The organism is Serratia sp. OS31, assembly GCF_014164835.1.
Lineage (GTDB): Bacteria > Pseudomonadota > Gammaproteobacteria > Enterobacterales > Enterobacteriaceae > Serratia > Serratia liquefaciens_A.
Map to the genome: position 1 here is coordinate 1 of NZ_JACJFQ010000028.1, position 12,422 is coordinate 12,422.

At 56.6% G+C, this 12,422-nt stretch carries 9 protein-coding genes, 1 tRNA gene and 2 rRNA genes; 7 read left to right on the top strand and 5 right to left on the bottom strand.

The annotated features are described in order from the left end of the window. The 7 genes from rrf (H5P17_RS19945) to aceK all read left to right on the top strand — a co-directional run. Positions 1-106, top strand: a 5S ribosomal RNA gene (rrf, locus tag H5P17_RS19945); the annotation flags it as partial. A 13-nt stretch (positions 107-119) separates the two neighbouring features. Beyond that, positions 120-195, top strand: a tRNA-Thr gene (locus H5P17_RS19950). A 51-nt stretch (positions 196-246) separates the two neighbouring features. Continuing rightward, a 5S ribosomal RNA gene (rrf, locus tag H5P17_RS19955) occupies positions 247-362 on the top strand. 375 nt (positions 363-737) lie between these two features. Then, on the top strand, positions 738-1,667 hold the full coding sequence (gene metA, locus H5P17_RS19960; RefSeq protein WP_044553861.1) for a homoserine O-succinyltransferase: 930 nt from the start codon (positions 738-740) through the stop codon (positions 1,665-1,667). 388 nt (positions 1,668-2,055) lie between these two features. Then, positions 2,056-3,654: a malate synthase A gene (gene aceB / locus H5P17_RS19965; RefSeq protein ID WP_182824825.1), complete on the top strand. Its 1,599-nt coding sequence runs from the start codon at positions 2,056-2,058 to the stop codon at positions 3,652-3,654. Between the two features lie 47 nt (positions 3,655-3,701). Beyond that, entirely contained in the window at positions 3,702-5,009 is a 1,308-nt protein-coding gene (aceA, locus tag H5P17_RS19970) for an isocitrate lyase (protein ID WP_182824827.1), read from the top strand. 70 nt (positions 5,010-5,079) lie between these two features. Further along, a complete protein-coding gene (aceK, locus tag H5P17_RS19975; protein WP_182824829.1) occupies positions 5,080-6,834 on the top strand; it encodes a bifunctional isocitrate dehydrogenase kinase/phosphatase in 1,755 nt (584 codons plus the stop codon). Positions 6,835-6,861: 27 nt separating this feature from the next. On the opposite strand, the gene H5P17_RS19980 is transcribed toward aceK, so the two are convergent. The 5 genes from H5P17_RS19980 to iclR all read right to left on the bottom strand — a co-directional run bounded on the left by H5P17_RS19980 (position 6,862) and on the right by iclR (position 12,415). Next, a complete protein-coding gene (locus H5P17_RS19980; RefSeq protein WP_044553854.1) occupies positions 6,862-7,503 on the bottom strand; it encodes a bifunctional 4-hydroxy-2-oxoglutarate aldolase/2-dehydro-3-deoxy-phosphogluconate aldolase in 642 nt (213 codons plus the stop codon). A 45-nt stretch (positions 7,504-7,548) separates the two neighbouring features. Beyond that, positions 7,549-9,363, bottom strand: coding sequence for a phosphogluconate dehydratase (edd, locus tag H5P17_RS19985; RefSeq protein WP_182824831.1), 1,815 nt, complete (start codon positions 9,361-9,363; stop codon positions 7,549-7,551). A 111-nt stretch (positions 9,364-9,474) separates the two neighbouring features. After that, positions 9,475-10,812, bottom strand: a complete 1,338-nt coding sequence (gene gntU / locus H5P17_RS19990; RefSeq protein WP_044553905.1) for a gluconate transporter — start codon at positions 10,810-10,812, stop codon at positions 9,475-9,477. Beyond that, positions 10,809-11,348: a gluconokinase gene (gntK, locus tag H5P17_RS19995; protein WP_044553850.1), complete on the bottom strand. Its 540-nt coding sequence runs from the start codon at positions 11,346-11,348 to the stop codon at positions 10,809-10,811. Before gntK ends, gntU begins: the two co-directional genes overlap by 4 nt. A 236-nt stretch (positions 11,349-11,584) precedes the next feature. After that, positions 11,585-12,415, bottom strand: a complete 831-nt coding sequence (iclR, locus tag H5P17_RS20000) for a glyoxylate bypass operon transcriptional repressor IclR (protein WP_182824833.1) — start codon at positions 12,413-12,415, stop codon at positions 11,585-11,587. Between the last annotated feature and the right edge of the window lie 7 nt (positions 12,416-12,422).

Consider the following 12,422-nt stretch of genomic DNA (forward strand, 5'->3'; position numbering starts at 1 on the left):
ATAGCGCGGTGGTCCCACCTGACCCCATGCCGAACTCAGAAGTGAAACGCCGTAGCGCCGATGGTAGTGTGGGGTCTCCCCATGCGAGAGTAGGACACTGCCAGGCATCAAATTAGTGTGCTGATATGGCTCAGTTGGTAGAGCGCACCCTTGGTAAGGGTGAGGTCCCCAGTTCGACTCTGGGTATCAGCACCACTTTATTTAAAGTGGGTTTAGAAGTTCGGCAAAAAGAATTAAAAGAATTTGCTTGGCGGCAATAGCGCGGTGGTCCCACCTGACCCCATGCCGAACTCAGAAGTGAAACGCCGTAGCGCCGATGGTAGTGTGGGGTCTCCCCATGCGAGAGTAGGACACTGCCAAGCATCAAATAAAGCAACAAGCCCTACGTGAAAGCGTAGGGCTTTTTGTTTTGTCTGCTGTATATCGTTCTGCTCGAGTATGGGCATGCGAAAAGCCCGTCGGGAACGGGCTTTAACGTCGCTTGCGGCGGCCCCGAAGGGGTGAGTCTCAGGATGAGACGAGTCGTGTAGGACACTGCCAGGCATCAATTAAGCCAAGAGGCCATCCGCAAGGATGGCCTTTTTGCCTTTTACGTTTCAAAACTACGATCTCCCGCCTGTTCCGCCGCTATGAAACATTTTCACCTTTCCGTTGAACACTCGACATTGCAGTAAAAAACCGCTATCTTCGGGCATCTAGAAGTCTAAACGTTTAAACGGATGTGTGGGGATTAAGCAATGCCGATTCGTGTTCCTGATGAGTTACCTGCAGTTAGTTTCTTGCGCAATGAGAATGTCTTTGTGATGGCATCCTCAAGGGCAAAAACACAGGAAATCAGGCCGTTGAAAGTGCTGATCCTTAACCTGATGCCAAAGAAGATCGAGACGGAAAACCAGTTTTTACGCCTGCTTTCCAACTCTCCTTTGCAAATTGATATTCAGCTGTTACGTATCGACAGCCGTGAGTCCAAAAACACGCCTGCGGAGCATCTGAACAACTTTTACTGTGATTTTGAAGACATCCAGGATGAGAACTTTGATGGTCTGATCGTGACGGGGGCGCCGCTAGGGTTGGTTGATTTCTGCGACGTTGCTTACTGGCCGCAGATTGAACGAGTAATAGATTGGGCCAAGAACCACGTTACCTCCACGCTGTTTGTCTGTTGGGCAGTACAGGCCGCATTGAATATTCTGTATGGCATCCCAAAGATGACCCGTGAGGTGAAGCTCTCTGGCGTCTATCAGCACCAAACGTTGCAACAGCATGCGTTGTTGACCCGCGGTTTTGATGAGACCTTCCTGGCGCCTCATTCGCGCTATGCGGATTTCCCTACCGAGATTATTCGGCAGTACACGGATCTGGATATCCTGGCCGAGTCGGAGCAAACCGGGGCCTATTTGTTCGCCAGTAAGGATAAACGGCTGGCGTTCGTGACCGGGCACCCAGAGTATGATGCACTAACTCTCGCCGGTGAGTATTGTCGCGATAACGAAGCAGGTCTCAACCCGGTAGTGCCGCTCAATTACTTCCCCGACGATAACCCCGAACTTACCCCCAAAGCTTCCTGGCGCAGCCATGGTCACCTGCTGTTCGCCAACTGGCTTAACTACTATGTTTACCAGATCACACCGTACGATCTGCGCCATATGAACCCGACCCTCGAATAACGTTTTTTGCTTTAGCTGGCGGCTGAATCGAGGCCGCCGGCACACCTCTTCCTGACGCTTTTCCTCTTAATTACCTGCCATTCTTACTAAAACTCATTATCTAACAAACACTTGATGTAACTATTGCCAGGTAATGGAACCGGTTTCCTTACTTGCTGGTATTGTTATTTTTAATAACTAATTGATAACAAAAGGTTAATTAAATATTTAATAATAAAATGGAAATCGTTTTTGATTTTTATTTTTAGTTGAGTATTCTTAGATCCAGTGAGATGAGATCTGACCAGTTGAGGATCATTTTATTCATCCTGATCCGCACTGATTTCTGATGAAGATGTGCCCGCCTGACTTACAGCGGCGGTGCACAATGATGGGAAGGAGCAAGACAATGACGCAACAGATAGCAGGCACGGAGTTAACGTTTACGCAGAGTTTCACCGCGGCTGAACGGCAGGTGTTGACGGATGACGCGGTCGAATTCCTGGCGGATCTGGTGAGTAAATTTACTCCGCAGCGCAACAAACTTTTGGCTGCGCGTGCCTGTTGGCAGCAGAAGGTCGATCAGGGTGAACTTCCTGACTTTATTTCGGAAACTGATTCCATTCGTAATGGTGAGTGGAAGATCCGCGGCATACCTGAGGATCTGCGCGACCGTCGGGTCGAAATCACGGGGCCGGTGGAACGCAAGATGGTGATCAATGCCCTGAATGCCAATGTGAAGGTCTTTATGGCGGATTTCGAAGATTCACTGGCGCCGAGCTGGGACAAAGTGATCGATGGGCAAATCAACCTGCACGATGCGGTGAATGGCACCATTTCTTACACCAATGAAGCCGGCAAGATTTATCAGCTGAAGCCCAATCCAGCGGTATTGATTGCGCGCGTACGTGGCCTGCATTTGCCGGAGAAACACGTGCAGTGGCAGGGCGAAGCGATCCCAGGCGGCCTGTTTGATTTCGCTCTGTATTTCTTCCACAACTACCGTCAATTGCTGGCAAAAGGCAGCGGCCCTTATTTCTACCTGCCCAAAACCCAATCCTGGCAGGAAGCCGCCTGGTGGAGTGAGGTCTTCAGCTTTGCCGAGGATCGTTTCTCCCTGCCGCGCGGCACCATCAAGGCCACCGTATTGATCGAAACGTTGCCGGCGGTATTCCAGATGGACGAGATCCTCTACCACCTGCGCGATCATATCGTCGGGTTGAACTGCGGCCGTTGGGATTACATCTTCAGCTATATCAAAACGCTGAAAAACCATGCTGATCGGGTCCTGCCGGATCGCCAGTCGGTCACGATGGACAAGTCATTCCTCAGTGCTTACTCCCGCTTGCTGATCAAAACCTGCCATAAGCGAGGCGCTTTCGCCATGGGGGGCATGGCGGCGTTTATTCCGAGCAAAGACGCCGAGAAGAATGCCTGGGTGTTGAACAAGGTGCGGGCGGATAAAGAGCTGGAGGCCAATAACGGCCATGACGGCACCTGGGTGGCGCATCCGGGGCTGGCGGATACCGTGATGGAAGTGTTCAGCAAAGTGCTCGGCGAACGCCGTAATCAGCTGGAAGTCCTGCGTGAAAACGATGCGCCGATCAGCGCCGCGCAGCTGCTGGAACCCTGTGATGGCGAACGGACCGAAGCGGGCATGCGCGCCAATATTCGTGTGGCGGTGCAATACATCGAAGCCTGGATTTCCGGCAATGGCTGCGTACCGATTTACGGCCTGATGGAAGATGCTGCGACGGCGGAAATCTCCCGTACCTCAATCTGGCAGTGGATCCATCACCAAAAGAGCCTGAGCGATGGCCAGTTGGTCACCAAGGCGCTGTTCCGCCAGATGCTGAAAGAAGAGATGTTGGTGGTACGTGAAGAGTTGGGTGAGGCGCGTTTTAATGCTGGCCGTTTCGAAGAAGCCGCGCGCCTGATGGAACGTATCACTACGCAAGACGAATTAATCGATTTTCTGACGTTACCTGGCTATGAGCTCCTGGCCTGAACCAGTTCCTGACCATTAACCCTACATTATTGAAAAGGATAAAAATTATGTCTACCTCTCGTGCTCAACAGATTCAACAACTGGAACAGGAATGGACATCGGCTCGTTGGGAAGGCATCACCCGCCCGTACAGCGCTGAAGACGTGATTAATCTGCGCGGCTCGGTAAATCCGGTCTGTACGCTGGCGCAAAACGGTGCCGCCAAGCTGTGGGAACTGCTGCACGGTAAATCACGCAAAGGCTATGTCAACAGCCTGGGTGCGTTGACGGGTGGGCAGGCACTACAGCAGGCCAAAGCCGGTATCGAAGCGATTTATCTGTCTGGCTGGCAGGTCGCTGCGGATGCCAACACCGCCTCTGCCATGTATCCGGACCAGTCGCTGTACCCGGTTGATTCCGTGCCGGCCGTGGTTAAACGCATCAACAATACTTTCCGCCGAGCCGATCAGATCCAGTGGGCCAATAAGATTGAGCCGGGCAGCAAGGGTTACACCGACTACTTCCTGCCGATCGTCGCCGATGCCGAAGCCGGTTTTGGCGGCGTGCTGAATGCTTTTGAACTGATGAAGGCCATGATTGAGGCCGGCGCTGCCGGGGTGCATTTCGAAGACCAATTGGCGGCGGTGAAAAAATGCGGCCATATGGGCGGCAAAGTGCTGGTGCCCACCCAGGAAGCGATTCAGAAGCTGGTTGCAGCGCGTTTGGCTGCTGACGTGCTCGGGGTGCCAACGCTGGTCATTGCGCGTACCGATGCCGATGCCGCCGATTTATTGACGTCTGACTGCGATCCATACGACAGCGAGTTTGTCTCCGGCGAACGTACTGCGGAAGGTTTCTTCCGTACCCATGCCGGCATTGAGCAAGCGATCAGCCGTGGCCTGGCGTATTGCCCTTACGCCGACCTGGTGTGGTGCGAAACCTCCACGCCGGATCTGCAGGCAGCCAAGCGTTTCGCCGACGCTATTCACGCCAAATTCCCAGGCAAACTGCTGGCATACAACTGCTCGCCGTCGTTCAACTGGAAAAAGAACCTGGACGATCAGACGATTGCCCGCTTCCAGGAAGAGCTGTCGGCGATGGGATACAAATACCAGTTCATCACGCTGGCGGGCATCCACAGCATGTGGTTCAACATGTTTGACCTGGCGCACGCTTATGCACAGGGCGAGGGCATGAAGCACTACGTCGAGAAGGTACAGAAACCTGAATTCGATGCCGTTTCACGCGGCTACACCTTCGCATCGCACCAACAGGAAGTGGGGACCGGCTATTTCGACAAGGTCACTACCATCATTCAGGGCGGCACCTCTTCGGTAACGGCGCTGACCGGTTCGACGGAAGAACAGCAGTTCTGAGGCCGCAGAGCTAACAAAATCTAAATCAGGGCCTGCTTATGCAGGCTCTCTTTTCTGGCGGGAGGTAAGGATGGCGGCGAAACTGGAGCTGTTGATCGCACAGACGATACTGCAGGGTTTTGATGCGCAATACGGCCGCTTCCTTGAAGTGACCGCCGGTGCGCAGCAGCGTTTTGAGCGCGCAGACTGGCCGGCGGTGCAACAGGCGATGAAAAAGCGTATTCACCTGTATGACCATCACGTCGGCCTGGTGGTGGAGCAACTGAAGTGCATCACCGGGCAAAAGTACTTCGATGCTGATTTCCCCAGCCGGGTGAAGGCGGTGTACACCGACTTGCTGCCGGAATATCCCCGTTTTGAGATTGCCGAAAGCTTTTTCAATTCGGTTTACTGCCGCCTGTTCAAGCACCGCGATCTGACGCCGGAAAAGCTGTTTGTTTTCAGCTCTCAACCTGAGGGACGCTTTCGCGATATCCCGCGCCCGCTGTCGCGTGATTTCACCGCTAACGGCGACGTGTCGGCGATGCTGTACAACCTGCTGACCGATTTGCCCTTACGGCTACCTTGGGAAAATTTGCCGCGCGACATTGATTACATCACTCGGGCGTTGCAACAGAGCTTTAGCGCGCAGCAGCTGGCGGGGGCGACATTCCAGATCGCCAATGAGCTTTTTTACCGCAACAAGGCCGCCTGGTTGGTGGGTAAGCTGCGCGTGGCGGATACGGTCTATCCCTTCCTGTTACCGATCCACCACAGTGATTCCGGCGACCTGTTTATAGATACCTGCCTGACCAGCAAGGCCGAGGCCAGCATCGTGTTTGGCTTCGCACGTTCTTATTTTATGGTTTATGCACCGCTTCCGGCAGCGATGGTCGAGTGGCTGCGTGAGATCCTGCCGGGCAAAACCACCGCCGAACTGTATATGGCGATTGGCTGCCAGAAGCACGGAAAAACGGAGTGTTACCGCGAATACCTGACGTTTATGGCCGGCTCGCAGGAGCAGTTCATCATCGCGCCGGGGGTGAAAGGCATGGTGATGCTGGTATTCACCCTGCCGTCGTTCGATCGGGTGTTCAAGATGATCAAGGATGAGTTCGCACCGCAAAAAGAAGTGACGCAGGCACAGGTAATGGCCTGTTACCAACTGGTGAAAGAACACGATCGCGTTGGGCGTATGGCGGATACCCAAGAATACGAGAATTTTGTCGTCGACAAAGCGCGTCTCAGCCCGGAGCTTTTGGCTGAGTTGCAGCGTGAAGTGCCGGACAAACTGGAGGATCTGGGCGATCGCATCGTGATCAAGCATCTGTATATGGAACGGCGCATGACACCGCTGAACCTGTATCTGGAGCAGGCCAATGAGCAGCAGATGCGTGACGCCATCGAAGAGTACGGCAATGCGATCAAACAGCTGGCCGCCGCCAATATCTTCCCCGGCGATATGCTGTTCAAGAACTTCGGCGTGACCCGGCACGGGCGGGTGGTGTTCTACGATTACGATGAAATTTGCTACATGACCGAGGTGAACTTCCGCGATATTCCACCGCCGCGTTACCCGGAAGACGAATTGGCCAGCGAGCCGTGGTACAGCGTATCAGCGAATGATGTGTTCCCGGAGGAGTTCCGGCACTTTCTGTGTGGCGACCGGCGCATTCGACAGGTGTTTGAAGAGCTGCATAGCGATCTGTTCGAAGCTGATTACTGGCGCGGGCTGCAGCAGCGCATTCGCGATGGGCATGTGGAAGACGTATTCGCTTACCGCAAGAAGCGGCGTTTCAGTCAGCGCAGCGGAGTGGAATTACCTGCGACCTCGGCAGCGACGTAAGGGCGCGGCACGCCGCGCCCGATAGCATTAAGCTTTTGCACCCGCAACGGCGGCACGCGCCAATTCAGTGATGCGCGCGTAGTCGCCGCTTTCCAGCGCATCCGCCGGTACCAGCCAGGAACCCCCGATGCACAGCACGCTGTTCAGCGCCAGATAGTCACGGTAGTTGCTCGGTGAAATACCGCCGGTCGGGCAGAAACGTACCTGCGGGAACGGGCCGCCGATTGCCTGTAGTGCCTTCACACCCCCGTTGGCTTCCGCCGGGAAGAATTTAAACTCACGCAGCCCATGGTCCATGCCCAGCATCAGTTCAGACACGGTGCTGATGCCTGGAATTAACGGGATTGAACCGGCAGTGGCCGCTTTCAGCAGATCGGCGGTCAGCCCCGGGCTGATGGCGAATTGAGCACCGGCATCGGTCACTTCCTGCAGTTGCTGCGGGTTGATGACGGTGCCGGCACCGATGATGGCATCCGGCACTTCTTTGGCAATGGCGCGGATCGCATCCATTGCACAGGCGGTGCGCAGGGTGACTTCCAATACCCGGACGCCACCGGCCACCAGAGCCTTCGCCAGGGGGACAGCGTGTTCCAATTTGTTGATGACAATCACCGGAACTACCGGTCCGGCCATCAGGATCTGTTCTGCGCTTGTCTTCCAATTGTTCATTAACGGTTCTCTCCAGTTATGGCCGCTGCGCGGCCACGCTATCGGTTAAAATTGAATGCAGCAGGCGCCCTGTTCGGCCCCGGAAAGCTGGCTGCGTAATGCGCCGAACAGTTCACGGCCACAGCCGATATGTTCTGCGCTCAGGTCAGGTTGGTAAGGCGCTCGTTGGGCCAGAATCTCGGCATCGACCAGCAATGCCAGCTCGCCGGTGCGGCCATTCACGCGGATCACATCGCCGTCCTGCACCTTGGCCAGCATGCCGCCGGTATAGGCTTCCGGGGTTACGTGGATGGCGGAAGGGACCTTGCCGGAGGCGCCTGAAAGGCGGCCATCGGTGACCAGCGCGACTTTAAACCCGCGGTCCATCAGCACGCCCAGCGGCGGCATCAGCTTGTGCAGCTCAGGCATGCCGTTGGCCTGCGGCCCCTGGAAGCGAACCACTACTACGCAATCGCGATCCAGCTTGCCGGCCTCAAACGCCGGCACGATGTCATGCTGGCTTTCAAATATCACCGCCGGCGCTTCGATAATCTGGTTGTCGGCCGGCACCGCCGAGGTTTTCATCACCGCGCGGCCGAGGTTGCCTGCCAAGACTTTGGTGCCGCCGTGGTGTTCAAAAGGCTCGGTGACGCTGGCGATGACCAGGGGATCGAGCGAAGTATCCGCTCCCTCGCGCCAGGCCAACTGGCCATTATCCAACCACGGCTCCTGGGTATAGCGCTTCAGGCCAAAACCGGCCACGGTGTGCACGTCTTCGTGCAGCAGGCCGTGCTTTAGCAGCTCGCGGACCACCAGGGCGACGCCGCCCGATGCCTGGAACTGATTGATGTCCGCCGGGCCGTTCGGGTAAATGCGGCACAGCAGCGGCACGGCGTCCGACAGTTCGGAGAAGTCGTCCCAGTTGATGATAATGCCGGCGGCGCGCGCCATCGCCACCATATGCATGGTCAGGTTTGTGGAGCCGCCGGTAGCCAGCAGCGCGACGATGCCGTTCACCACCACCTTCTCATCCACCAGTTTTCCTATCGGCAGATAGTTACCGGCGGTTTCGGTCAGGCGAGTAACCTGACGTGCGGCAGCGTCGGTCAGTGCATCGCGCAAAGGGGTATCCGGGTGAACGAAGGAGGCACCTGGCAGGTGCAGCCCCATCACTTCCATTACCATCTGGTTGGTGTTGGCGGTGCCGTAGAAGGTGCAGGTACCGATGCCGTGATACGAAGCGGCTTCGGCCTCCAACAGCGCCAGGCGATCGGCCTTGCCTTCCGCGTACAGTTGACGCACGCGCACTTTTTCTTTGTTCGGTAAGCCGCTGCTCATCGGGCCGGCAGGCACAAACAGCGACGGCAAATGGCCAAACGACAGGGCGGACATCACCAGACCCGGCACGATTTTGTCGCAGATGCCGAGGAACAGCGCGCCGTCGAACATATTGTGCGACAGGCCGATAGCCGAGGACATGGCAATCACGTCGCGGCTCATCAGCGACAGCTCCATGCCGTCCTGCCCCTGGGTCACGCCGTCGCACATCGCCGGTACGCCACCGGCTACCTGACCGACCGCGCCTACGGCATGCAGCGCCTGTTTCAGCCGCTGGGGATAGTTTTCGTAGGGCTGGTGGGCGGATAACATATCGTTATAGGCGGTGATGATGGCGATATCGCTGCGCACCATGTTTTTCAGCGCAGTTTTGTCATCCGGCTGGCAGGCGGCAAAACCGTGCGCCAGGTTGCCGCAGGCCAGCTGTGCGCGGTGTACGGTTTGGGAGCGCGCCGCTTCTATGCGTGCCAGATAGGCGGTGCGGCTCTGTTTGGAACGATCGATGATGCGTTGCGTGACACGGGATAGGGTGGGATTAAGCATACCTTCCTCACATGGCTATTGTTATAGACGCCGCCTGTAGCGGTGCCCCCGGGGGGAGATTGCAGCCCTGATGTGCAAAGGCCGGGGGCGGTGTTATGTCGTTATCGTGGTTTAAAACAGGGTGAAAGCAATCATGCCGATGATGCCACCCACGCTGCCGAGGAGGGTTTCCATCACCGTCCAGGTTTTTAGCGTTTGCAGCTCATTGGCGCCGGTAAATTTGCCGAACAGCCAGAAACCGGCATCATTGACGTGGCTGAGTACGATAGAGCCCCCGGCAATACAGATAGCCAGCGCGGCCAACTGCCCGCCGCCGAGGCCCAGTTGACTGGTCACCGGCAACACCAGGCCGACGGTAGTCAGGCAGGCAACGGTGGCTGAACCTTGAATCACGCGCACCATGGCGGACAGCGCAAAGGCCGCCACGGCTATTGGCAGACCGGTGCCAATCATGGCGTCGCCCAGTGCCGGGCCGACGCCAGAATCCACCAGGATTTGTTTGAACACGCCACCGGCACCGGTCATCAGCAAGATGATCCCGGCGGGCTGCACCGCAGCCGAACAGATGGCCAGCGTTTGTTCGTTGGTCATGCCGCGCGGTTTTGCCAGACCATAAATCACGATCAGACAGGCAATCAAAATGGCGGTGAACGGGTGGCCAATAAACTCCAGCCACTGCTGCAGCTGAGAACCCGGCGTGACCAGACGTGCGCCAATGGTTTTCATACCGACCAGCACCAACGGGCAGAGTACCAGCGCCAGGCTAAAGCCAAATGACGGCAGGTTGCCCTTGTTGAGCGTCGGTTCGTTTTCATCCGCCGGCATTGGCCAGCTCACGAAGCGGCTGATAAAGCTGCCGTACAATGGGCCTGCAATCAGCATACCGAGGATAGCGGCGACCAGGCCGATGGCGATCATCCAGCCGAAGTCGGCTTTCATTTGCGCCGCCAGCAGCATTGGCACCGGCCCCGGCAGCAAGAAGGAGGCCGCAGCGGCGACGCCGGCAAACAGGGGAATAGCCAGCTTGACGATGTTGCCGTCGGTGCGACGTGCGACGGCAAACACAATGCCGATCAGCAGTACCACCGCCACGTCAAAGAACAGCGGCAGGGCGCAGATCAACCCGGCGATGCCGAGGGCGTAATGGGCCTTACTTTGGCCGAAACGTTTCAGCAAATGTGCCGCAATTTGATCGAGTGCACCGACCTCGTGCAGTATCTTGCCGAACATGGCGCCCAGAGCCACTACGATCGCCAGGAAGCCCAGCGTATCGCCCATACCTTTTTGCATGGTGTCGGCGATGCGGTCCAGCGGCATGCCGGAGAAAATACCGGCAGCGATAGACACCAACATTAAGGCGACGAAGGCGTGCATACGCGCCTTCATCACCAAAAACAGCAGTAATAGAACCGAGCCGACTGCAGTACCGACCAGCGTTACAGTATTCACGCGCATACGTCCTGAGGCAGGAAACTCTGAATATGTCGCACGGTATCGGCGATGACGGCTTCCAGCGGCTGGTTGATGTCCACGGACATGACGTCGCTTTCGTCCGCGCCCGGTTGCTCCAGCGCCGCGAATTGCGTTACCAGCATCTGTGGCTTGAAGAAGTGGCCGTTACGCGCAGCCAGGCGGGCTTCGATCACCGGAAAATCGCCGTGTAGGTAGATGAACGACAGGTTACCGTTACCGGCGCGCAGGCGATCGCGGTAGTGCTTTTTCAGCGCCGAACAGACAATGACCGAAACAGTATTGGTGCGTTGCATGGCGAAAGCCGCGTCGTTGAGTGCGGCCAGCCAGGGGGCGCGATCGTCATCGTTCAGCGGTTCACCGGCGGCCATTTTCAGGATATTGCTGCGCGGGTGCAGAAAGTCACCGTCAAGAAACCCGGCAGACAGTTGGCGGGCCGCTGCGGCGGCCACGGCGGACTTGCCGCTGCCGGAAACGCCCATAATGACGTAAATACGGTTTTGATTATTGCTCATGGCTTAGCTCCAAAACGACAAGTGGCGTTACCCTGCACAAGTTGTTACCGGTAACATGTTATCGGTAACATTGTCGAAGGAAGTTTCGCCGGTTGCAATCGGCTTTAGCAGGCAGGATCGTTAACTGTGATCGGCTTCAAGTTTTTATCAGGCATGGAAACACTCCACCTACAGAATTTCACATGCTGGCAACTGGAGGAGGTTGAGGCACCACTGGCGGTACCCCAACAGAAAATTTAACCTACGCCGCCGTATTCCAGGCTGATCTCTTTCGCGGCATGGATCACCAACGCGCCAAGCTCAATCACGCGGTTGTCGGTGATACGCGATATGGGCCCGGAAATCGAGATGGCAGCGAAGGCTTCGCGGTGCTCGTCAAAAATGCAGGCCGCCACGCAGCGCAGGCCAAGCGCATGCTCTTCATCGTCAAACGAGAAACCCTGCTTGCGGATCTGCGCCAGCCCTTCCTTCAGGTTGTGCGGCGTCAGCGTATGCGGGGTATAGGTTTGCATGCCCTTTTTATGCAGCAGCTTGGTGACCTGATCGTCCGGCAAGGTGGAAAGAAAGGCTTTACCGGCACCGGAGGCGTGCATCGGCAGTTTACCGCCGATGGGCGCAGACATGCGCATCAGCGCGGTGCATTGCACCTGGTCGATAATAATTGCCTGGTACTCGCTGGTATCCAGCACCGCCAGGTTAACCGTTTCGCCGGACTCTTCCATCAGGCGACGCAGCGTAGGGTGTACCATCGCCAGCAGATTGCGGCTTTGCAGAAAACTGCTGCCCACCACAAAGGCGTGTGAACCTATAGTCCACAGACCCAGATCGCCGACCTGACGCACGAACCCTTGCTGTTGCATGGTGGAAAGCAGACGGTGAGTGGTGGAATTCGGTAACCCCGCCTGTTGGGCCAGATCGGTCAACGCCACGTTGCCCTGAGCTTCGGCAATGTATTCCAATAATTTCAGGCCACGGGTCAGCGACTGTACCTGACCGGTTGCCGCACTGGCGCTCGGAGATGCAGCGCGGGGCTTCTTGCCACGTTTGGCGGGAACGGGGGTGACCATAATTCAC

What these genes read in the sequence shown, in the direction of transcription:
- aceK (WP_182824829.1), top strand. Translation starts at nt 5,080, where the DNA reads ATGGCGGCGAAACTGGAGCTGTTGATCGCACAGACGATACTGCAGGGT.
- H5P17_RS19980 (WP_044553854.1), bottom strand. Translation starts at nt 7,503, where the DNA reads ATGAACAATTGGAAGACAAGCGCAGAACAGATCCTGATGGCCGGACCG.
- aceA (WP_182824827.1), top strand. Translation starts at nt 3,702, where the DNA reads ATGTCTACCTCTCGTGCTCAACAGATTCAACAACTGGAACAGGAATGG.
- iclR (WP_182824833.1), bottom strand. Translation starts at nt 12,415, where the DNA reads ATGGTCACCCCCGTTCCCGCCAAACGTGGCAAGAAGCCCCGCGCTGCA.
- metA (WP_044553861.1), top strand. Translation starts at nt 738, where the DNA reads ATGCCGATTCGTGTTCCTGATGAGTTACCTGCAGTTAGTTTCTTGCGC.
- aceB (WP_182824825.1), top strand. Translation starts at nt 2,056, where the DNA reads ATGACGCAACAGATAGCAGGCACGGAGTTAACGTTTACGCAGAGTTTC.
- edd (WP_182824831.1), bottom strand. Translation starts at nt 9,363, where the DNA reads ATGCTTAATCCCACCCTATCCCGTGTCACGCAACGCATCATCGATCGT.
- gntK (WP_044553850.1), bottom strand. Translation starts at nt 11,348, where the DNA reads ATGAGCAATAATCAAAACCGTATTTACGTCATTATGGGCGTTTCCGGC.